The sequence below is a fragment of the Streptomyces sp. NBC_01171 genome (assembly GCF_045039805.1).
GTDB lineage: Bacteria > Actinomycetota > Actinomycetes > Streptomycetales > Streptomycetaceae > Streptomyces.
This window is the reverse complement of the sequence record NZ_CP108609.1, coordinates 2723521-2745856: the sequence shown is the minus strand read 5'-3', so window position 1 is coordinate 2745856 and position 22336 is coordinate 2723521. Positions and strand designations below refer to the sequence as shown.

Annotated in this window: 18 protein-coding genes and 1 tRNA gene; 16 read left to right on the top strand and 3 right to left on the bottom strand. The window is 68.0% G+C overall.

Annotation, left to right across the window (positions count from 1 at the left end):
• Positions 1–5: 5 nt before the first annotated feature.
• Both OG448_RS12500 and OG448_RS12495 read left to right on the top strand, forming a co-directional pair.
• Positions 6–434 carry a MaoC/PaaZ C-terminal domain-containing protein gene (locus tag OG448_RS12500; RefSeq protein ID WP_391295330.1) on the top strand — a complete coding sequence of 143 codons (429 nt, stop codon included), beginning with the start codon at positions 6–8 and terminating at the stop codon, positions 432–434.
• A 92-nt stretch (positions 435–526) separates the two neighbouring features.
• On the top strand, positions 527–1582 hold the full coding sequence (locus OG448_RS12495) for a UDP-N-acetylmuramate dehydrogenase (protein ID WP_405553540.1): 1056 nt from the start codon (positions 527–529) through the stop codon (positions 1580–1582).
• Here OG448_RS12495 and OG448_RS12490 read toward each other — a convergent pair.
• The 3 genes from OG448_RS12490 to OG448_RS12480 form a co-directional block, all read right to left on the bottom strand.
• Positions 1579–2211 (bottom strand): NAD(P)-dependent oxidoreductase, encoded by a 633-nt coding sequence (locus OG448_RS12490; protein WP_405553538.1) that lies wholly within the window; start codon positions 2209–2211, stop codon positions 1579–1581. The genes OG448_RS12495 and OG448_RS12490 overlap by 4 nt on opposite strands.
• Positions 2208–3251 carry an adenosine deaminase gene (locus OG448_RS12485; RefSeq protein ID WP_405553536.1) on the bottom strand — a complete coding sequence of 348 codons (1044 nt, stop codon included), beginning with the start codon at positions 3249–3251 and terminating at the stop codon, positions 2208–2210. The genes OG448_RS12490 and OG448_RS12485 overlap by 4 nt, the downstream gene beginning before the upstream one ends.
• Positions 3252–3375: 124 nt before the next feature.
• On the bottom strand, positions 3376–4602 hold the full coding sequence (locus tag OG448_RS12480) for a pyridoxal phosphate-dependent aminotransferase (RefSeq protein ID WP_405553534.1): 1227 nt from the start codon (positions 4600–4602) through the stop codon (positions 3376–3378).
• Between the two features lie 259 nt (positions 4603–4861).
• Here OG448_RS12480 and OG448_RS12475 point away from each other — a divergent pair.
• The 14 genes from OG448_RS12475 to fusA all read left to right on the top strand — a co-directional run bounded on the left by OG448_RS12475 (position 4862) and on the right by fusA (position 22210).
• A tRNA-Trp gene (locus OG448_RS12475) sits at positions 4862–4934 on the top strand.
• 111 nt (positions 4935–5045) lie between these two features.
• Positions 5046–5330: a preprotein translocase subunit SecE gene (gene secE, locus OG448_RS12470; protein WP_030811625.1), complete on the top strand. Its 285-nt coding sequence runs from the start codon at positions 5046–5048 to the stop codon at positions 5328–5330.
• A gap of 80 nt (positions 5331–5410) precedes the next feature.
• Positions 5411–6286 carry a transcription termination/antitermination protein NusG gene (nusG, locus tag OG448_RS12465; RefSeq protein WP_405553531.1) on the top strand — a complete coding sequence of 292 codons (876 nt, stop codon included), beginning with the start codon at positions 5411–5413 and terminating at the stop codon, positions 6284–6286.
• A 167-nt stretch (positions 6287–6453) separates the two neighbouring features.
• Entirely contained in the window at positions 6454–6888 is a 435-nt protein-coding gene (gene rplK, locus OG448_RS12460; RefSeq protein ID WP_030811629.1) for a 50S ribosomal protein L11, read from the top strand.
• Between the two features lie 108 nt (positions 6889–6996).
• Entirely contained in the window at positions 6997–7722 is a 726-nt protein-coding gene (gene rplA, locus OG448_RS12455) for a 50S ribosomal protein L1 (protein ID WP_030811632.1), read from the top strand.
• 158 nt (positions 7723–7880) lie between these two features.
• A complete protein-coding gene (locus OG448_RS12450) occupies positions 7881–8744 on the top strand; it encodes a hypothetical protein (protein WP_405553529.1) in 864 nt (287 codons plus the stop codon).
• A gap of 284 nt (positions 8745–9028) precedes the next feature.
• Positions 9029–9559 (top strand): 50S ribosomal protein L10, encoded by a 531-nt coding sequence (gene rplJ / locus OG448_RS12445; protein ID WP_391295315.1) that lies wholly within the window; start codon positions 9029–9031, stop codon positions 9557–9559.
• A 116-nt stretch (positions 9560–9675) separates the two neighbouring features.
• Positions 9676–10059, top strand: coding sequence for a 50S ribosomal protein L7/L12 (gene rplL / locus OG448_RS12440; RefSeq protein ID WP_350905685.1), 384 nt, complete (start codon positions 9676–9678; stop codon positions 10057–10059).
• Positions 10060–10625: 566 nt separating this feature from the next.
• Entirely contained in the window at positions 10626–14111 is a 3486-nt protein-coding gene (gene rpoB / locus OG448_RS12435) for a DNA-directed RNA polymerase subunit beta (protein WP_405553526.1), read from the top strand.
• Positions 14112–14208: 97 nt separating this feature from the next.
• The gene (locus OG448_RS12430; protein WP_405553524.1) at positions 14209–18108 is read left to right on the top strand and encodes a DNA-directed RNA polymerase subunit beta'; all 3900 of its coding nucleotides are present in this window, start codon (positions 14209–14211) and stop codon (positions 18106–18108) included.
• Positions 18109–18400: 292 nt separating this feature from the next.
• Entirely contained in the window at positions 18401–18862 is a 462-nt protein-coding gene (locus OG448_RS12425) for a DUF1707 and DUF4190 domain-containing protein (protein ID WP_405553522.1), read from the top strand.
• A 337-nt stretch (positions 18863–19199) separates the two neighbouring features.
• Positions 19200–19571, top strand: coding sequence for a 30S ribosomal protein S12 (gene rpsL, locus OG448_RS12420; RefSeq protein WP_003948652.1), 372 nt, complete (start codon positions 19200–19202; stop codon positions 19569–19571).
• A gap of 2 nt (positions 19572–19573) precedes the next feature.
• Positions 19574–20044 (top strand): 30S ribosomal protein S7, encoded by a 471-nt coding sequence (rpsG, locus tag OG448_RS12415; RefSeq protein ID WP_003992340.1) that lies wholly within the window; start codon positions 19574–19576, stop codon positions 20042–20044.
• A 39-nt stretch (positions 20045–20083) separates the two neighbouring features.
• Complete coding sequence (gene fusA, locus OG448_RS12410; protein WP_405553518.1) at positions 20084–22210, top strand: elongation factor G; 2127 nt, start codon at positions 20084–20086, stop codon at positions 22208–22210.
• The last annotated feature ends 126 nt before the right edge of the window (positions 22211–22336 follow it).

Below are 22336 nucleotides of genomic sequence, written 5' to 3'. Positions count from 1 at the left end.
CAGCGATGACCGCGAAGATCGCGTACGACGACGTCGAGGTCGGCACCGAACTGCCGGCGCAGACCTTCCCCGTGACCCGCGCCACCCTCGTGCGTTACGCGGGTGCCTCCGGGGACTTCAACCCCATCCACTGGAACGAGCGGTTCGCCAAGGAGGTGGGCCTGCCGGACGTCATCGCGCACGGCATGTTCACCATGGCCGAGGCCGTTCGCGTCGTCACCGACTGGACCGGTGACCCGGCCGCCGTCGTGGAGTACGGCGTCCGCTTCACCAAGCCGGTCGTCGTGCCCGACGACGACAAGGGCGCGCTGATCGAGGTCTCGGCCAAGGTCGCGGCCAAGCTGGACGACAACACCGTCCGCGTCGACCTCACCGCGACGAGCGCCGGCCAGAAGGTGCTGGGCATGTCCCGGGCGGTCGTCCGGCTGGCCTGACCCGAGCGTCTGACCCGGAGCGGCAGAAGTAAGGGGCGTCCGGCAATGGCGGGCGCCCCTTACCGTTTCCCGCGTCTCGTAGTCTTGCCCCCGTGCACGTACTCCACGACGCCCCCCTGGCCCCGCTGACCACCTTCCGGCTGGGCGGTCCCGCGACCCGGCTGGTCACCGCCACCACCGACGCCGAGGTGATCGACGCCGTCCGCGAGGCCGACGACAGCGGCACCCCGCTGCTCGTCATCGGCGGCGGCTCCAACCTGGTCATCGGCGACAAGGGCTTCGACGGCACCGCCCTGCGCATCGCCACCCGTGGCGTCGAACTGCGCGGCACCACCCTGGAGCTGGCCGCCGGCGAGGTCTGGACCGATGCCGTCGCCCGCACCGTCGAGGCCGGGCTCGCCGGGATCGAGTGCCTGGCCGGCATCCCCGGCTCGGCGGGCGCCACCCCGATCCAGAACGTCGGCGCGTACGGCCAGGAGGTCTCCTCCACCATCACCGAGGTGACCGCCTACGACCGCCGGGCGGCCGAGACCGTCACGCTCACCGGCGAGGAGTGCGCCTTCTCCTACCGCCACAGCCGCTTCAAGGCCGACCCCGAGCGCTACGTGGTGCTCCGCGTCCGCTTCGAGCTTCAGGACGCGGGCGGGCTGTCGGCACCGGTCCGGTACGCGGAGACCGCGCGCGTCCTCGGCGTCGAGCCCGGCGACCGGGTGCCGCTGGCCGCCGCCCGCGAGACCGTGCTCAAGCTGCGCGCGGGCAAGGGCATGGTCCTCGACCCCGAGGACCACGACACCTGGTCAGCCGGGTCCTTCTTCACCAACCCGATCCTGGACGCGGAGCGCTTCGCCGCCTTCCAGGACCGGGTGCGCGAGCACCTCGGCGCGGACGCGGTACCGCCCGCCTACCCGGCCGGGGAGGGGCTCACGAAGACCTCCGCGGCCTGGCTGATCGACAAGGCCGGCTTCACCAAGGGGTACGGCACCGGTCCCGCCCGCATCTCCACCAAGCACACCCTGGCCCTCACCAACCGGGGCGAGGCCACCACCGAGGACCTGCTGGCGCTGGCCCGCGAGGTCGTCGCCGGGGTCCGGGAGGTCTTCGGTGTGACGCTGGTCAACGAGCCGGTGACGGTCGGCGTGAGCCTCTAGTACGCCACCCCGACGCCCTGCCGGACCGTCGCCGGGTCGCCGGTCGTCGCCAGCATCGCGTGCGCCACGTCCGCGCGGCCGATGGTCCGGCCGGCGCGCGGGAAGCCGCCCACCACCGTGCGGTAGCGCCCGGTCAGGGGCCGGTCCAGCAGGCGCGGCGGGCGTACCGACGTCCACTCGACGGCGCTGCGGGCCAGCTCCGCCTCCGTCTCGCGCAGGTCGGCGTAGACGTCCTTGAAGACGGCCGACACCACGGACCGCAGCGCACGGTCCAGCGGACCGTCGTCCTCGGGGGCCGGGCCCACCGGGGCGGCGCTGACGATCACCAGCCGGCGCACGCCCTCCGCCTCCATCGCTGCCAGGACCGCGCGGGTCAGCCGGGCCGTCACCCCTGCGGCCTTGCGGGACCGTGCCCCCAGCCCCGACAGGACCGCGTCCCGGCCCGCGACGGCGCCACGCAGCGTCTCCGGGTCGGAAAGGTCGGCTCGGACCACGTGCAGCCGCTCCCCGGTGGCGGTGAGCCGGGCGGGGTCCCGGACGACGGCCGTCACCTCGTGCCCCGCGGCCAGGGCCTGCCGGACGATCTCGCCGCCCACGCCGCCGGTGGCGCCGAACACGGTCAGCCTCATGCGCTCACCGGCTTGGTCAGCCACTCGTCCACGCCCGCCAGCAGACGCTCCTTCGTCTCGGCGGGCGCCGCCGAGCCGCGTACCGACTGCCGTGCCAGTTCGGCGAGTTCGGCGTCGGTGAAGGCGTGGTGGTGGCGGGCGATCTCGTACTGGGCGGCCAGCCGGGAGCCGAAGAGGAGGGGGTCGTCGGCGCCGAGGGCCAGCGGGACACCGCTCTCGAACAGAGTGCGCAGGGGGACGTCCTCGGGCTTCTCGTAGACGCCGAGCGCCACGTTGGAGGCCGGGCAGACCTCGCAGGTGATGCCCCGGTCCGCCAGCCGCTTCAGCAGGCGCGGGTCCTCCGCCGCGCGCACCCCGTGCCCGATCCGGGTGGCGTGCAGGTCGTCCAGGCAGTCCCGTACCGACGCCGGGCCGGTCAGCTCACCGCCGTGCGGCGCCGACAGCAGGCCGCCCTCGCGGGCGATGTGGAAGGCCCGGTCGAAGTCGCGGGCCATGCCGCGCCGCTCGTCGTTGGAGAGGCCGAAGCCGACGATGCCCCGGTCCGCGTACCGCACCGCCAGCCGGGCCAGGGTGCGGGCGTCCAGCGGGTGCTTCATCCGGTTCGCGGCCACCAGCACCCGCATCCCGAGCCCGGTCTCGCGGGAGGCGGTCTCCACCGCGTCCAGGATGATCTCCAGCGCCGGGATCAGCCCGCCCAGCCGGGGGGCGTACGAGGTCGGGTCCACCTGGATCTCCAGCCAGCCCGAGCCGTCCCGGACGTCCTCCTCGGCGGCCTCCCGGACCAGCCGCTGGATGTCCTCGGGTTCCCTGAGGCACGAGCGCGCGGCGTCGTACAGCCGCTGGAAGCGGAACCAGCCGCGCTCGTCGGTGGCCCGCAGTTTCGGCGGCTCGCCGCTGGTCAGGGCCTCGGTCAGGCTGTCGGGCAGCCGGACGCCGTGCTTGTCGGCCAGCTCCAGGACGGTGCCGGGGCGCATCGAGCCGGTGAAGTGCAGATGCAGATGGGCCTTGGGAAGCTCCGAGAGATCACGTACACGCTCCATCCAGAGATCCTGCCGCACCGGGAGGCCACACCGGTAGCCGGTTCCCCTTTAGTGGCCTTGCTCGCACACAGAAGCGGGCCGCCTCCCTTTCGGGAAGACGGCCCGCGTGGAGAAGGGGGAAACCTCAGTCCCGCGCCTCCGCCAGCAGCTTCTGCATCCGGCTGACGCCCTCGATCAGGTCCTCGTCACCCAGCGCGTACGACAGCCGCAGGTAACCCGGCGTGCCGAACGCCTCGCCCGGGACGACCGCGACCTCGGCCTCCTCCAGGATCAGCGCGGCCAGCTCGACCGTGGTCCCGGGGCGCTTGCCCCGGATCTCCTTGCCCAGCAGGTCCTTCACCGACGGGTAGACGTAGAAGGCGCCCTCGGGCTCCGGGCACAGCACGCCGTCGATCTCGTTCAGCATCCGCACGATCGTCCGGCGGCGCCGGTCGAACGCCTCGCGCATCTCAGCCACGGCCTTCAGGTCACCGGAGACGGCGGCCAGCGCGGCGGCCTGCGCCACGTTGGAGACGTTGGAGGTGGCGTGCGACTGGAGGTTGGTCGCGGCCTTGACCACGTCCTTCGGGCCGATCACCCAGCCCACCCGCCAGCCGGTCATCGCGTACGTCTTGGCGACACCGTTGACCACGATGCACTTGTCCCGCAGCTCGGGCAGGATCGCGGGCAGCGAGGTGAAGGTGGCGTCGCCGTAGACCAGGTGCTCGTAGATCTCGTCGGTCAGCACCCACAGGCCGTGCTCGACGGCCCAGCGGCCGATGGCCTCCGCCTCGGCCTCGCTGTAGACCGCGCCGGTCGGGTTGGACGGCGAGACGAAGAGGACGACCTTCGTCTTCTCCGTGCGGGCCGCCTCCAACTGCTCGACGGTGACGCGGTAGCCGGTCGTCTCGTCGGCCACGACCTCCACCGGGACACCGTCCGCGAGCCGGATCGACTCCGGGTAGGTGGTCCAGTACGGGGCCGGGACGATGACCTCGTCGCCCGGGTCGAGGATCGCGGCGAACGCCTCGTAGATGGCCTGCTTGCCGCCGTTGGTCACCAGGATCTGCGAGGCGTCGACCTCGTAGCCCGAGTCCCGCAGGGTCTTCGCGGCGATGGCCGCCTTCAGCTCGGGCAGGCCGCCGGCCGGGGTGTAGCGGTGGAACTTCGGGTTCCGGCAGGCCTCTACGGCCGCCTCGACGATGTAGTCCGGGGTCGGGAAGTCGGGTTCACCGGCGCCGAAGCCGATCACCGGACGCCCGGCGGCCTTGAGGGCCTTGGCCTTGGCGTCCACGGCGAGGGTGGCGGACTCGGAGATCGCGCCGACTCGGGCGGAGACCCGGCGCTCGGTGGGAGGGGTTGCAGCGCTCATACGCCCATCGTTCCAGACCGGAAACACGGCGGGCACACGGGTTTCACAGACTGAACAGCACCGGGCGGCCGGCGGAACAAGGGTCCGAATCCCGGGCGCGGCCAGGACGATCTTCCACTCCGGGCGCCCGGCCGGGCACTTTCTGTTCGACGCCGGGCCGTGGAGCACGTACACTCTCACCTCGTTGGCTTCCAGCAGCCACCGCGTGAGTGCTCCACACCGGGCGTTCGGGCGGATGCGGTAGGTTGGGGGACACCAAAGGGTCGTAGCTCAATTGGTAGAGCACCGGTCTCCAAAACCGGCGGTTGGGGGTTCAAGTCCCTCCGGCCCTGCTACACACACCGCCAGGATGTGTGCGCATGTACGTACAGCAATGCACCGCCGTGCGGCTCTGAATTCACCGGGCGCGGCACGGCCACGATTCCGGGATCAGGTGAGGACGCATGACGGACGCCGTGGGCTCCATCGACACGCCTGACGCCCAGGACGAGCTGTCGGATGCCAAGAAGCCCCGCAAGGGCGGCAAGCGAGCCAAGAAGGGCCCGCTGAAGCGTCTTGCCACCTTCTATCGCCAGATCATCGCGGAACTCCGCAAGGTCGTCTGGCCGACCCGCAATCAGCTGACGTCGTACACGACCGTCGTGATCGTCTTCGTCGTCATCATGATTGGCTTGGTCACCGTGATTGACTATGGCCTCAACCACGCGGCCAAGTACGTCTTCGGCTGAGCCAAGAGCGAAGGGCGCCGTGGTACCGGCGCCTTTTTTCGCATGTTCCACCCCTATGTATCCAGGAAGAAGCAGCCATCGTGTCTGACCCGAACCTGAACGACGCCACCGAGCCTCGCCGAGACACCGTCGAGGCGGTGGACGCCGAGCTCGACATCGTCGAGGGCGCGGACGAGCAGGACGAGTTCGAGGCTGCCGAGGCCGCTGCGGGCGAGCCCGCCGAAGCGGTCACCGAGGTCGAAGAGGACGTCGTCGAGACCGACGAGACGGACGAGGCCGGCGACGTCGTCGAGGCCGAGGAAGCCGTCGAGGTGGTCGAGGAAGAGCCCGCCGAGCCGGTCGACCCCGTCGCCGCGCTCCGCGAGGAGCTGCGCACGCTGCCCGGCGAGTGGTACGTCATCCACACCTACGCGGGTTACGAGAACCGCGTGAAGACGAACCTGGAGCAGCGCGCCGTCTCGCTGAACGTCGAGGACTACATCTTCCAGGCCGAGGTGCCGCAGGAAGAGGTCGTCCAGATCAAGAACGGCGACCGCAAGACGATCAAGCAGAACAAGCTGCCGGGTTACGTCCTGGTCCGCATGGACCTGACGAACGAGTCCTGGGGCGTCGTCCGCAACACCCCCGGCGTCACCGGCTTCGTCGGCAACGCCTACGACCCCTACCCGCTGACCCTGGACGAGATCGTCAAGATGCTCGCCCCGGAGGCCGAGGAGAAGGCCGCCCGCGAGGCCGCCGAGGCCGAGGGCAAGCCCGCCCCGCAGCGCAAGGTCGAGGTCCAGGTGCTGGACTTCGAGGTCGGCGACTCGGTCACCGTCACCGACGGCCCCTTCGCCACCCTCCAGGCCACGATCAACGAGATCAACGCCGACTCGAAGAAGGTCAAGGGCCTCGTCGAGATCTTCGGCCGCGAGACCCCGGTCGAGCTGAGCTTCGACCAGATCCAGAAGAACTAGTTTTTCTGGTCACACGCTTCCGTGCAGGTCAGACCGGCTCTCGTAGCCGGTCTGACCTGCACGGTTTTTAGCCGCACATCTATACCCGCTATCGTTGTGCGGTATGCCTGCGTCCGGGTTGGTCCCCTTACGCGGGCAGGACCCGAATCGAAAGGACCCGGAGAGCTATGCCTCCCAAGAAGAAGAAGGTCACGGGGCTCATCAAGCTCCAGATCAACGCCGGTGCGGCGAACCCGGCCCCGCCGGTCGGCCCCGCGCTCGGTCAGCACGGCGTCAACATCATGGAGTTCTGCAAGGCCTACAACGCCGCGACCGAGTCGCAGCGTGGCTGGGTCATCCCGGTGGAGATCACGGTCTACGAGGACCGTTCCTTCACCTTCGTGACCAAGACTCCGCCGGCCGCGAAGATGATCCTCAAGGCCGCTGGTGTCGAGAAGGGCTCCGGCGAGCCGCACAAGACCAAGGTCGCGAAGATCACCGACGCGCAGGTCCGCGAGATCGCCACGACGAAGATGCCCGACCTCAACGCCAATGACCTGGACGCCGCGGCGAAGATCATCGCCGGCACCGCGCGCTCCATGGGCATCACGGTCGAGGGCTGAGCCCCACCTTCGTAGATCCATGCGGCTGCCGAACGCGCAGTCGCACGTGGTAGGGCCTGCTCGGCCCGTACACCACGACTCCTTTTTGAGAACACACAGGAGCAAGTTGTGAGCAAGCGCAGCAAGGCTCTCCGCGCTGCGGACGCCAAGGTCGACCGGGAGAAGCTCTACGCCCCGCTCGAGGCCGTCCGTCTCGCCAAGGAGACCTCCACGACCAAGTTCGACGGCACCGTCGAGGTCGCCTTCCGCCTGGGTGTCGACCCGCGCAAGGCCGACCAGATGGTCCGTGGCACCGTGAACCTCCCGCACGGCACTGGTAAGACCGCTCGGGTCCTGGTCTTCGCGACCGGTGACCGTGCCGAGGCCGCGCGTGCCGCCGGCGCCGACATCGTCGGTGCCGACGAGCTGATCGACGAGGTGGCGAAGGGCCGTCTGGACTTCGACGCCGTCGTCGCCACCCCGGACCTCATGGGCAAGGTCGGCCGCCTCGGCCGCGTCCTCGGCCCGCGTGGTCTGATGCCGAACCCGAAGACCGGCACCGTGACCCCGGACGTGGCCAAGGCCGTGACCGAGATCAAGGGCGGCAAGATCGAGTTCCGCGTCGACAAGCACTCGAACCTGCACTTCATCATCGGCAAGACGTCGTTCGACGACGACAAGCTGGTGGAGAACTACGGCGCCGCGCTGGAGGAGATCCTCCGCCTGAAGCCGTCCGCCGCCAAGGGTCGCTACATCAAGAAGGCCGCCATCAGCACCACGATGGGCCCCGGCATCCTGGTGGACCAGAACCGCACCCGCAACCTCCTCGTCGAGGAGGACCCGGCCGCCGTCTGAGCCTTCGCTCACCGGTAGCCGCGTCTGCGACGCGTGACGCAGGTCGAGGACCCCGCACCCCCTCCGGGTGCGGGGTCCTCCCCTTTTGCCCTTCCTCTCCCGGCCACGAGTGCCCTGGGTTACGGTGCGGGCAGGCGCGTACAGGGGTGGGGGACCGGATGAGGAGCACGACCGTCCGCCGGGCGGGGTTCGCGGCGATGGCGCTGGCACTGTCCACCCCGGCCGCCTGCGGCGACGCCCACGACGACGGAAACGCCCGCTCGCTGGCCGCCCTGCGCTCCGCCGAGCACTCAACCGACCGCGCCGAGTCGGTCCGGGTGCGCTCCACGCTCAGCTACGGCCATGCCCTCTCCCTGTCCTCCGACGGCGCCCTGCGCTGGCACGACGGGGTCACCGGCCACCTCACCATCCGCTACACCGGCGGCGCCCTCGCGGCGGCGATGCGCAAGGCCGGCACCCCGTCCCTGCGGGCCCGCTATCTCCCGGACGCCTACTACGCGCGCATGAGCGACGCCTTCGCCAAGCGGGCCGGCGGCAAGCACTGGATCAAGTACGGGTACGCCGACCTGGCGCGCGGCGGCGACGGCTTCGGGATGTACCTGAAGGACCAGATGCGCAACACCACCCCCAACCAGTCGGTGAAGATGCTGCTGGCCTCCGGGGACGTGCGCCGGGTCGGCGCCGAATCGGTCCGGGGCGTGCAGGCCACGCACTACCGGGGCCGGGTCCGTGTCGCCGACCTCGCGGGCCGGGACAGCGGGCTCGGCGCGCGCGAGCTGGCCGGGCTGAAGAGGCAGCTCGACCAGGCCGGGGTGAGCTCGGAGACCGTCGACCTGTGGATCGACCACCGGAACCTGCTGGTCAAGAAGGTGGAGCGGGCCGACACCGCCCAGGGCAGCCTGGTCAGCACCGCCTACTACCGCGACTACGGCGTCCGCATCACCGCCGAGGCGCCCCCGGCCTCCGACACCCGGGACTTCACGGAGCTGGCCCGCTCCGGGGGCGTCGCCGAAGGCCGCTGAGCACCGGATTTGCCCGTCGGTGCCCGAGTCCCGTACTCTCATCGAGAAGCCAAAGACCGCTGGTCGTTGCCGCACGCTCACCTGAGGGTGTGGTGGCCGAAGGACCTACTGCAAAGTGGGCGACCCGCGCAGGTGTCAGAGGAAGAACTCCCGGAGCATACGCGCTCACGCGTAAGCGCCCGGTCGAGTCCGCCCCGAGCGCCTGCGCCGGGGCGTTTCGTTTTTCCCAGTCTCCTCCTTCGGGTCCGCGCGGTCAGAATCACCCGGAAGGAGGCCGAGGCTCTATGGCGAGGCCCGACAAGGCTGCCGCAGTGTCCGAGTTGACGGAGCAGTTCCGCAACTCCACCGCTGCCGTGCTTACCGAGTACCGCGGTCTCACCGTGGCGCAGATCAAGACCCTGCGCCGGTCGCTCGGTGAGAACGCCAAGTACGCCGTGGTGAAGAACACGCTGACCAAGATTGCGGCCAACGAGGCCGGGATCACCACGCTGGACGACCTGTTCAACGGTCCGACGGCTGTCGCCTTCGTCACCGGTGACCCGGTGGAGTCGGCGAAGGGTCTCCGTGACTTCGCCAAGGACAACCCGAATCTCGTCATCAAGGGCGGTGTCCTTGACGGTAAGGCGCTGTCCGCCGACGAGATCAAGAAGCTTGCGGACCTCGAGTCCCGCGAGGTTCTGCTCAGCAAGCTGGCCGGTGCCTTCAAGGGCAAGCAGTCCCAGGCTGCTCAGCTCTTCCAGGCGCTGCCCTCGAAGCTCGTCCGCACCGTGGACGCGCTCCGTGCCAAGCAGGCCGAGCAGGGCGGTGCCGAGTAATTCGGCTCGCTTTCTGACTCTTGCCGCATGAGGCGGCCGGAGTCGCAGCGGGCCGACGTACGCCCGCCACATCCAGTACATACGGCACCCGCCGATCGAGTGGAAGGACCGCCATCATGGCGAAGCTCACCCAGGACGAGCTGCTTGCCCAGTTCGAGGAGATGACCCTCATCGAGCTCTCCGAGTTCGTGAAGGCCTTCGAGGAGAAGTTCGACGTCACCGCCGCCGCCGCGGTCGCCGTGGCCGGCCCGGCCGCCCCCGGCGCCCCGGTCGAGGCTGCCGAGGAGCAGGACGAGTTCGACGTCGTCCTCACCGGCGCCGGCGAGAAGAAGATCCAGGTCATCAAGGTCGTGCGCGAGCTGACCTCCCTGGGTCTGAAGGAGGCCAAGGACCTCGTCGACGGCACCCCGAAGCCGGTCCTCGAGAAGGTCACCAAGGAGGCCGCGGAGAAGGCTGCCGAGTCCCTCAAGGCCGCCGGCGCCTCCGTCGAGGTCAAGTAACACCTCACGGGGTTCCGCGAACCTCACCCGCGTGACCGCGGCCTGAAAAGGCTGTAACGCGAACGCACCGAAGAGCGATCATCCATCCGGGTGGTCGCTCTTCGGCGTATCCGCGGGGGGACCACGGTTGCCTTGCACTCGTCGTGGCGAGGGGTATGGTGATCTTCGTTGTGTCTCCGGAAGGCGCCGTTCCGGCTGGGGGGCCTTGACGAACCGCACGCAGCGCGCAATTCTCAGGACGCGTCGTCACAACGATCCGAATCCGAGGCATGGATCGGCGGCGAAGCGGGCAGGATCATCCTGCGTCGAGGGCAAAGGGCCGAGGGCGTCGAAGACGAGGGCGTTGAGAAAAACGAGGGTCTCCGAAACCGGGACTGGACATCAGTGTGCCAAGTGGCTACACTGACCCTTTGCGCTGCCTGTTAGCTGCCCCCTGCCCGTCACCAGGGGTCTGCCCCCACTCGAGCACCGACGCCGAACTTCCCTGACCTGGGGTTTCCCGTCGTGAGCCTGAGAGAGGGACCGGTACGCGCGTAGTGAGTCCGAGCCCTCGGAAGGACCCCCTCTTGGCCGCCTCGCGCACTGCCTCGACCGCGAATACGAACAACGGCGCCAGCACTGCCCCGCTGCGCATCTCCTTTGCAAAGATCAAGGAGCCCCTCGAGGTTCCGAACCTTCTTGCGCTCCAGACCGAGAGCTTCGACTGGCTGCTCGGCAACGACGCCTGGAAGGCTCGCGTCGAGAAGGCTCTCGAGAACGGTCAGGACGTTCCCACCAAGTCCGGTCTGGAGGAGATCTTCGAGGAGATCTCCCCGATCGAGGACTTCTCCGGGTCGATGTCGCTGACGTTCCGCGACCACCGCTTCGAGCCGCCGAAGAACTCCATCGACGAGTGCAAGGACCGCGACTTCACGTACGCCGCGCCGCTCTTCGTCACCGCCGAGTTCACCAACAACGAGACCGGCGAGATCAAGTCCCAGACCGTCTTCATGGGCGACTTCCCGCTCATGACGAACAAGGGCACCTTCGTCATCAACGGCACCGAGCGTGTCGTGGTGTCGCAGCTCGTCCGCTCGCCGGGTGTCTACTTCGACTCCTCCATCGACAAGACGTCCGACAAGGACATCTTCTCCGCCAAGATCATCCCGTCCCGGGGTGCCTGGCTGGAGATGGAGATCGACAAGCGCGACATGGTCGGTGTCCGCATCGACCGCAAGCGCAAGCAGTCGGTCACCGTTCTGCTCAAGGCGCTCGGTTGGACGACCGAGCAGATCCTCGAGGAGTTCGGCGAGTACGAGTCCATGCGCGCCACCCTGGAGAAGGACCACACCCAGGGCCAGGACGACGCGCTGCTCGACATCTACCGCAAGCTGCGTCCGGGCGAGCCGCCCACGCGTGAGGCCGCGCAGACGCTGCTCGAGAACCTCTACTTCAACCCCAAGCGCTACGACCTCGCCAAGGTCGGCCGCTACAAGGTCAACAAGAAGCTCGGTGCCGACGCCCCGCTCAACGCGGGTGTGCTGACCACCGAGGACGTCATCTCGACGATCAAGTACCTGGTCAAGCTGCACGCCGGTGAGACCGAGACGGTCGGCGACAGCGGTCAGTCGATCGTCGTCGAGACCGACGACATCGACCACTTCGGCAACCGCCGCCTGCGTAGCGTCGGTGAGCTGATCCAGAACCAGGTCCGTACGGGTCTCGCCCGTATGGAGCGGGTCGTGCGTGAGCGCATGACCACCCAGGACGTCGAGGCGATCACGCCGCAGACCCTGATCAACATCCGGCCGGTCGTCGCCTCCATCAAGGAGTTCTTCGGCACCAGCCAGTTGTCGCAGTTCATGGACCAGAACAACCCGCTGTCGGGTCTCACCCACAAGCGCCGTCTGTCGGCTCTTGGCCCGGGTGGTCTCTCCCGTGAGCGGGCCGGCTTCGAGGTCCGCGACGTGCACCCCTCGCACTACGGCCGCATGTGCCCGATCGAGACGCCCGAAGGCCCGAACATCGGTCTGATCGGCTCGCTCGCCTCCTACGGCCGGGTCAACGCGTTCGGTTTCGTCGAGACGCCGTACCGCAAGGTCGTCGAGGGCCAGGTCACCGACGAGGTGGACTACCTGACCGCCGACGAGGAGGACCGCTTCGTCATCGCGCAGGCCAACGCCACGCTCAATGACGACATGCGGTTCGAGGAGGCCCGCGTCCTGGTCCGCCGTCGTGGCGGAGAGGTCGACTACGTCCCCGGTGACGACGTCGACTACATGGACGTGTCGCCGCGCCAGATGGTGTCGGTCGCCACCGCCATGATCCCGTTCCTCGAGCACGACGACGCCAACCGTGCCCTCATGGGCGCGAACATGATGCGCCAGGCCGTGCCGCTCATCAAGAGCGAGGCCCCGCTCGTCGGCACCGGCATGGAGTACCGCTCCGCCGTCGACGCCGGCGACGTGGTCAAGGCCGAGAAGGCGGGTGTGGTCCAGGAGGTCTCCGCGGACTACGTCACCACCGCCAACGACGACGGCACGTACATCACGTACCGCCTGCACAAGTTCTCGCGCTCCAACCAGGGCACGTCGGTCAACCAGAAGGTCATCGTCAACGAGGGCGACCGGATCGTCGAAGGCCAGGTCCTGGCCGACGGTCCGGCCACCGAGAACGGCGAGATGGCCCTCGGCAAGAACCTGCTCGTGGCGTTCATGCCGTGGGAGGGTCACAACTACGAGGACGCGATCATCCTGTCGCAGCGCCTCGTGCAGGACGACGTCCTCTCCTCGATCCACATCGAGGAGCACGAGGTCGACGCCCGTGACACCAAGCTCGGCCCCGAGGAGATCACCCGGGACATCCCGAACGTCTCCGAGGAGGTCCTGGCCGACCTCGACGAGCGCGGCATCATCCGCATCGGCGCCGAGGTCACCGCGGGCGACATCCTCGTCGGCAAGGTCACGCCCAAGGGTGAGACCGAGCTGACGCCGGAGGAGCGCCTGCTGCGCGCGATCTTCGGTGAGAAGGCCCGTGAGGTCCGCGACACCTCCCTGAAGGTGCCGCACGGCGAGACCGGCAAGATCATCGGTGTCCGCGTCTTCGACCGCGAGGAGGGCGACGAGCTGCCCCCGGGCGTGAACCAGCTCGTCCGCGTCTACGTCGCGCAGAAGCGCAAGATCACCGACGGTGACAAGCTCGCCGGCCGCCACGGCAACAAGGGTGTCATCTCCAAGATCCTGCCGATCGAGGACATGCCGTTCCTGGAGGACGGCACCCCGGTCGACATCATCCTGAACCCGCTGGGTGTCCCGTCCCGAATGAACCCGGGACAGGTCCTGGAGATCCACCTCGGCTGGCTCGCCAGCCGCGGCTGGGACGTCTCCGGGCTCGGCGAGGACTGGGCGCAGCGCCTGCAGGTCATCGGCGCCGACCAGGTCGACCCCGGCACCAACGTCGCCACCCCGGTGTTCGACGGCGCGCGCGAGGACGAGCTGGCGGGTCTGCTGCAGCACACCATCCCGAACCGCGACGGCGAGCGGATGGTGCAGCCGACCGGCAAGGCGAGGCTGTTCGACGGCCGCTCCGGTGAGCCGTTCCCGGACCCGATCTCCATCGGGTACATGTACATCCTCAAGCTGCACCACCTGGTCGACGACAAGCTGCACGCCCGCTCGACCGGTCCGTACTCGATGATCACCCAGCAGCCGCTGGGTGGTAAGGCCCAGTTCGGTGGCCAGCGCTTCGGTGAGATGGAGGTGTGGGCGCTGGAGGCTTACGGCGCCGCCTACGCCCTCCAGGAGCTGCTGACCATCAAGTCCGACGACGTGACCGGCCGCGTGAAGGTCTACGAGGCCATCGTCAAGGGCGAGAACATTCCCGAGCCCGGCATCCCCGAGTCCTTCAAGGTGCTCATCAAGGAGATGCAGTCGCTCTGCCTCAACGTGGAGGTGCTGTCCAGCGACGGCATGTCCATCGAGATGCGCGACACCGACGAGGACGTCTTCCGCGCTGCGGAGGAGCTCGGCATCGACCTGTCCCGGCGCGAGCCGAGCAGCGTCGAAGAGGTCTGACGGGAGTCCGGCGGGGTCCTCTCTCCGAGGACCCCGCCGACCCCCAGGCCCCCGTTTCAGACCACAGACTTACGACACTGAGAGGGATTGACGCATAGTGCTCGACGTCAACTTCTTCGACGAGCTCCGGATCGGCCTGGCCACCGCGGATGACATCCGCCAGTGGAGCCACGGCGAGGTCAAGAAGCCCGAGACGATCAACTACCGCACGCTCAAGCCCGAGAAGGACGGACTCTTCTGCGAGAAGATCTTCGGTCCGACCCGGGACTGGGAGTGCTACTGCGGCAAGTACAAGCGTGTCCGCTTCAAGGGCATCATCTGTGAGCGCTGTGGCGTCGAGGTCACGCGCGCCAAGGTGCGCCGTGAGCGGATGGGCCACATCGAGCTCGCCGCTCCCGTCACCCACATCTGGTACTTCAAGGGCGTTCCGTCGCGGTTGGGCTACCTGCTCGACCTCGCCCCGAAGGACCTCGAGAAGGTCATCTACTTCGCCGCGTACATGATCACGTACGTCGACGAGGAGCGCCGTCAGCGCGACCTGCCGTCGCTGGAGGCTCACGTCTCCGTCGAGCGTCAGCAGATCGAGAACCGCCGCGACTCCGACCTGGAGGCCCGCGCCAAGAAGCTCGAGACCGACCTGGCCGAGCTGGAGGCCGAGGGCGCCAAGGCGGACGTGCGCCGCAAGGTGCGCGAGGGCGCCGAGCGCGAGATGAAGCAGCTCCGTGACCGCGCGCAGCGCGAGATCGACCGCCTCGACGAGGTGTGGAACCGCTTCAAGAACCTCAAGGTCCAGGACCTCGAGGGCGACGAGCTGCTCTACCGCGAGCTGCGTGACCGCTTCGGCACGTACTTCGACGGTTCGATGGGTGCCGCGGCGCTGCAGAAGCGCCTGGAGTCCTTCGACCTGGAGGAGGAGGCCGAGCGCCTCCGCGAGATCATCCGGACCGGCAAGGGCCAGAAGAAGACCCGTGCGCTCAAGCGCCTCAAGGTCGTCTCCGCGTTCCTGCAGACCTCCAACAGCCCCAAGGGCATGGTCCTGGACTGCGTCCCGGTCATCCCGCCGGACCTGCGTCCGATGGTGCAGCTCGACGGTGGCCGCTTCGCGACCTCCGACCTGAACGACCTGTACCGCCGTGTCATCAACCGCAACAACCGACTGAAGCGGCTTCTCGACCTCGGTGCGCCCGAGATCATCGTGAACAACGAGAAGCGCATGCTCCAGGAGGCCGTGGACGCCCTCTTCGACAACGGTCGTCGTGGTCGCCCGGTCACCGGTCCCGGCAACCGCCCGCTGAAGTCCCTGAGCGACATGCTCAAGGGCAAGCAGGGTCGTTTCCGTCAGAACCTGCTCGGCAAGCGAGTCGACTACTCGGCGCGTTCCGTCATCGTCGTCGGCCCGCAGCTCAAGCTGCACCAGTGCGGTCTGCCCAAGGCGATGGCGCTGGAGCTGTTCAAGCCGTTCGTGATGAAGCGCCTGGTCGACCTGAACCACGCGCAGAACATCAAGAGCGCCAAGCGCATGGTGGAGCGCGGCCGCACGGTCGTGTACGACGTCCTCGAAGAGGTCATCGCCGAGCACCCGGTTCTGCTGAACCGTGCTCCCACCCTGCACCGCCTCGGCATCCAGGCCTTCGAGCCGCAGCTCGTCGAGGGCAAGGCCATCCAGATCCACCCGCTCGTCTGCACCGCGTTCAACGCGGACTTCGACGGTGACCAGATGGCCGTGCACCTGCCGCTCTCCGCGGAGGCGCAGGCCGAGGCCCGCATCCTGATGCTGTCCTCGAACAACATCCTCAAGCCCGCCGACGGCCGTCCGGTGACGATGCCGACCCAGGACATGGTCCTCGGTCTGTTCTTCCTCACCACCGACGGCGAACTCCGTGACACCAAGGGCGAGGGCCGCGCGTTCGGCTCCACGGCCGAGGCGACCATGGCGTTCGACGCCGGCGAGCTGGCCCTGCAGTCGCCGATCGACATCCGCTTCCCGGTGGGCACCATCCCGCCGCGTGGCTGGACGCCGCCGGCGCGCGAGGAGGGCGAGCCCGAGTGGCAGCAGGGGGACTCGTTCCGCCTGCGCACCACGCTGGGCCGCGCGCTCTTCAACGAGCTGCTGCCCGAGGACTACCCGTTCGTCGACTACTCGGTGGGCAAGAAGCAGCTCTCCGAGATCGTCAACGACCTGGCCGAGCGCTACCCCAAGGTCATCGTGGCGGCGACGCTCGACAACCTGAAGGCGGCGGGCTTCTACTGGGCGACCCGTTCCGGCGTCACCGTGGCCATCTCCGACGTCGTCGTTCCCGAGGCGAAGAAGGAGATCGTCAAGGGCTACGAGGCGCAGGACGAGAAGGTCCAGAAGCAGTACGAGCGTGGTCTGATCACCAAGGAAGAGCGCACTCAGGAGCTCATCGCGATCTGGACCAAGGCGACCAACGAGGTCGCCGAGGCGATGAACGCGAACTTCCCCAAGACGAACCCCATCTTCATGATGGTTGACTCGGGTGCCCGAGGAAACATGATGCAGATGCGGCAGATCGCCGGTATGCGTGGTCTGGTGTCGAACGCCAAGAACGAGACCATCCCGCGGCCCATCAAGGCGTCGTTCCGTGAGGGTCTCTCCGTGCTGGAGTACTTCATCTCCACCCACGGTGCCCGTAAGGGTCTGGCGGACACCGCCCTGCGTACCGCCGACTCGGGTTACCTCACCCGTCGTCTGGTGGACGTCTCGCAGGACGTCATCATCCGCGAGGAGGACTGCGGCACCGAGCGCGGCCTCAAGCTGTCGATCGCCGAGCGCGGCGCCGACGGTGTGCTGCGCAAGGCGGACAACGTCGAGACGTCCGTGTACGCGCGCTGCCTGGCCGAGGACATCGTCGTCGACGGCAAGGTGCTCGCCCCGGCGGGCGTCGACCTCGGTGACGTCCTCATCGACCAGTTGGTCAAGGCCGGCGTCGAGGAGGTCAAGACCCGCTCGGTCCTGACCTGCGAGTCCGCCGTCGGCACCTGCGCGATGTGCTACGGCCGTTCGCTGGCCACCGGCAAGCTGGTCGACATCGGTGAGGCGGTCGGCATCATCGCCGCCCAGTCCATCGGTGAGCCCGGTACCCAGCTCACGATGCGTACCTTCCACACCGGTGGTGTGGCCGGTGACGACATCACCCAGGGTCTGCCCCGTGTGGTCGAGCTCTTCGAGGCCCGTACCCCGAAGGGTGTCGCCCCGATCTCCGAGGCCTCCGGCCGCGTGCGGATCGAGGAGACCGAGAAGACCAAGAAGCTCGTCGTGACCCCGGACGACGGCAGCGACGAGACGGCGTTCCCGATCTCCAAGCGCGCCAAGGTCCTGGTCCGCGACGGCGAGCACGTCGAGGTGGGCCAGCAGCTCACCGTGGGTGCCACCAACCCGCACGACGTGCTGCGCATCCTGGGTCAGCGTGCCGTCCAGGTCCACCTGGTCGGCGAGGTCCAGAAGGTCTACAACTCGCAGGGTGTGTCGATCCACGACAAGCACATCGAGATCATCATCCGGCAGATGCTCCGCCGTGTGACGATCATCGAGTCCGGCGACGCCGAGCTGCTGCCCGGCGAGCTGGTCGAGCGCTCGAAGTTCGAGACCGAGAACCGTCGTGTGGTCCAGGAGAACGGACACCCGGCCTCCGGCCGTCCGCAGCTCATGGGTATCACCAAGGCGTCGCTGGCGACCGAGTCGTGGCTGTCCGCGGCCTCCTTCCAGGAGACGACCAGGGTCCTGACGGACGCGGCGATCAACGCCAAGTCCGACTCCCTGATCGGCCTCAAGGAGAACGTCATCATCGGTAAGCTCATCCCGGCCGGTACGGGTCTGTCCCGCTACCGCAACATCCGGGTCGAGCCGACCGAGGAGGCCAAGGCCGCGATGTACTCGGCCGTCGGCTACGACGACATCGACTACTCGCCGTTCGGCGCCGGCTCCGGCCAGGCCGTTCCGCTGGAGGACTACGACTACGGTCCGTACAACCAGTAGGCGAGCAGCCGTAAGGCACGCTTGATCTGAAGGGCGGCATCCTCACGGGGGTGCCGCCCTTCGGCGTTTCCCCCCGCCCCGCGGACATTTGGGCGCATCATGGAAGGACCCCGGTCGGGGGTTCGGGAGGTGCTCCGTGTCGCATCCGTCGTCGCAACCGTCGTGGCAGCCGCCGCGCCCGCAGAACTGGCCCGCGGCGCCCTTCCCCGGCGCCTTTCCCGCCCCCTTCCAGCCGCAGCCTCCCGCGTACTGGCCGACGCCGCCCCAAGGTCAGGGCGGGGGAGCGGCGTTCATGCTGGCTTCGCACGCCGACCGGGAGCGGGCGGTGGACGTGCTGCGCGCCGGGTTCACGGAAGGGCGGCTGGACAAGGACGAGTTCGACCGCCGGGTCAGCCGGGTCTACGCGGCCCGTACGGTGGGGGAGCTGGCCCTGGTGGTGGCCGACCTGCCGCAGGGCCCGGCGCCCCATCCGGGGCCCGTGGCGGCCGTCCCGCAGGTGTTCCTGGCCACACCGCGGCCGGCGCAGAACGGCAGGGCGGTCGGGTCCGCGGTGTGCGGGCTGCTGTGCCTGCTGACCGCGGGACTCACCGGAATCCCGGCCGTGGTGCTGGGGCACACCGCCCGCGCGGAGATCCGCCGCACCGGCGAGGACGGCGACGCACTGGCTCTGACCGGCCTCGTTCTGGGCTGGCTGTCCGTCGGCGGCTGGGCGTTGTTCTGGCTACTGCTGATCGCGGTGGACGTGCTGGACTGATGGCAGCGCGATGACGCAGGCGTGGCGCGGTGTGTGCGCTACGTGAAATCGAAGATCGTTGACGGCGTTGGGACTTGACATGCCCTGTCCGTCACGGGGGGCCGCCTCGCATTTGTTTTGACCGAAGTCCGTGCGATAGGTACGCTCAGACCTTGTGCCTGGGGTGTGCCCTGGCTCCTGTGTGTGCCTCTCACCGCACGGCGAGCCGTCAGCGGCCACCGAAATCCGCGCTCTTCCCTTTGCGGCGGGAGTCCGCGGGTTCGACACACCCGACCGCGTGGGTCGGAAGTCGTTCCAGGTTAGCTTCACCATTCGGCACACAGAAACCGGAGAAGTAGTGCCTACGATCCAGCAGCTGGTCCGTAAGGGCCGGCAGGACAAGGTCGAGAAGAACAAGACGCCCGCACTCGAGGGTTCGCCCCAGCGTCGTGGCGTCTGCACGCGTGTGTTCACGACCACCCCGAAGAAGCCGAACTCGGCCCTGCGTAAGGTCGCGCGTGTGCGTCTGACCAGCGGCATCGAGGTCACGGCCTACATTCCGGGTGAGGGACACAACCTGCAGGAGCACTCCATCGTGCTCGTGCGCGGCGGCCGTGTGAAGGACCTGCCGGGTGTTCGTTACAAGATCATCCGCGGTTCGCTCGACACCCAGGGTGTCAAGAACCGCAAGCAGGCCCGCAGCCGCTACGGCGCCAAGAAGGAGAAGTAAGAATGCCTCGTAAGGGCCCCGCCCCGAAGCGCCCGGTCATCATCGACCCGGTCTACGGTTCTCCTCTGGTGACCTCCCTCATCAACAAGGTGCTGCTGAACGGCAAGCGCTCCACCGCCGAGCGCATCGTCTACGGCGCCATGGAGGGTCTGCGTGAGAAGACGGGCAACGACCCGATCATCACGCTGAAGCGCGCGCTGGAGAACATCAAGCCGACCCTCGAGGTCAAGTCCCGCCGCGTCGGCGGTGCGACGTACCAGGTGCCGATCGAGGTCAAGCCCGGTCGCGCCAACACGCTCGCGCTGCGCTGGCTCGTCGGTTACTCCCGCGCCCGTCGCGAGAAGACGATGACCGAGCGTCTGCTCAACGAGCTTCTCGACGCTTCGAACGGCCTCGGTGCGGCCGTCAAGAAGCGCGAGGACACGCACAAGATGGCCGAGTCCAACAAGGCCTTCGCGCACTACCGCTGGTAGTCGCTACCCACATCGAGACCGAGAGAAGACCGAAGCCTTATGGCTACCACTTCACTTGACCTGGCCAAGGTCCGCAACATCGGGATCATGGCCCACATCGACGCGGGCAAGACGACCACCACCGAGCGGATCCTGTTCTACACCGGTGTGTCGTACAAGATCGGTGAGGTCCACGACGGCGCCGCCACGATGGACTGGATGGAGCAGGAGCAGGAGCGTGGCATCACGATCACGTCTGCTGCGACCACCTGCCACTGGCCCCTCGAGGGCAGTGACTACACCATCAACATCATCGACACCCCGGGTCACGTCGACTTCACCGTCGAGGTGGAGCGTTCGCTCCGCGTGCTCGACGGCGCCGTGACGGTGTTCGACGGTGTGGCCGGTGTCGAGCCGCAGTCCGAGACGGTGTGGCGTCAGGCCGACCGTTACGGCGTGCCGCGCATCTGCTTCGTCAACAAGCTGGACCGTACCGGCGCCGAGTTCCACCGCTGCGTGGACATGATCAAGGACCGCCTCGGCGCTGTTCCGATCATCATGCAGCTCCCGATCGGTGCCGAGATGGACTTCCAGGGCGTTGTGGACCTCGTCCGCATGAAGGCGCTCGTGTGGTCCGCCGAGGCGGCCAAGGGCGAGATGTACGACGTCGTCGACATCCCGGCCACGCACGTCGAGGCGGCCGAGGAGTACCGCGGCAAGCTGGTCGAGACCGTCGCCGAGCACGACGACGAGATCATGGAGCTGTTCCTGGAGGGCCAGGAGCCCACCGAGGAGCAGCTCTACGCCGCGATTCGTCGCATCACCATCGCGTCCGGCAAGTCCGAGGGCGTCACGGTCACCCCGGTGTTCTGTGGCACCGCGTTCAAGAACAAGGGCGTCCAGCCCCTGCTCGACGCGGTCGTGCGCTACCTGCCGACCCCGCTCGACGTCGAGGCCATCGAGGGCCACGACGTCAAGGACCCCGAGGTCGTCGTCAAGCGCAAGCCGTCCGAGGACGAGCCGCTGTCGGCGCTGGCGTTCAAGATCATGAGCGACCCGCACCTCGGCAAGCTCACCTTCGTCCGGGTCTACTCGGGCCGCCTGGAGTCCGGCACCTCGGTGCTGAACTCCGTCAAGGGCAAGAAGGAGCGCATCGGCAAGATCTACCGCATGCACGCGAACAAGCGTGAGGAGATCGAGTCGGTGGGCGCCGGCGACATCGTCGCCGTCATGGGCCTGAAGCAGACCACCACCGGTGAGACGCTGTCCGACGACAAGAACCCGGTCATCCTGGAGTCCATGGACTTCCCGGCGCCGGTCATCCAGGTCGCCATCGAGCCCAAGTCGAAGGGTGACCAGGAGAAGCTGGGCGTCGCGATCCAGCGCCTGGCCGAGGAGGACCCGTCCTTCCAGGTCCACTCGGACGAGGAGACCGGCCAGACCATCATCGGTGGCATGGGCGAGCTGCACCTCGAGGTGCTGGTCGACCGTATGCGCCGTGAGTTCAAGGTCGAGGCCAACGTCGGCAAGCCGCAGGTCGCGTACCGCGAGACGATCCGCAAGGCCGTCGAGCGACTCGACTACACGCACAAGAAGCAGACCGGTGGTACCGGTCAGTTCGCCAAGGTGCAGATCGCGATCGAGCCGATCGAGGGCGGCGACTCGTCCTACGAGTTCGTGAACAAGGTCACCGGTGGCCGTATCCCGAAGGAGTACATCCCTTCGGTGGACGCCGGTGCGCAGGAGGCCATGCAGTTCGGCATCCTGGCCGGCTACGAGATGACTGGCGTCCGCGTCATCCTTCTCGACGGTGGCTACCACGAGGTCGACTCCTCCGAGCTCGCCTTCAAGATCGCCGGTTCGCAGGCCTTCAAGGAGGCCGCGCGCAAGGCTTCGCCCGTACTGCTCGAGCCGATGATGGCCGTCGAGGTCACCACGCCCGAGGACTACATGGGTGAGGTCATCGGCGACATCAACTCCCGCCGTGGCCAGATCCAGGCCATGGAGGAGCGGGCCGGTGCCCGCGTCGTGAAGGGCCTCGTGCCCCTCTCGGAGATGTTCGGCTACGTCGGAGACCTCCGCAGCAAGACCTCGGGTCGCGCAAGCTACTCGATGCAGTTCGACTCCTACGCCGAGGTTCCCCGGAACGTCGCCGAGGAGATCATCGCGAAGGCCAAGGGCGAGTAACGCACCCCGTTTACACGCTTTAGGCTTGACACCGAACGCCGGGGTCGGACCACTCGGAAAGACCCCGGCGGGCGGCATCCCAGCAAAGATCACCTGGCGCCGATGAGTAAGGCGTACCAGAACCAC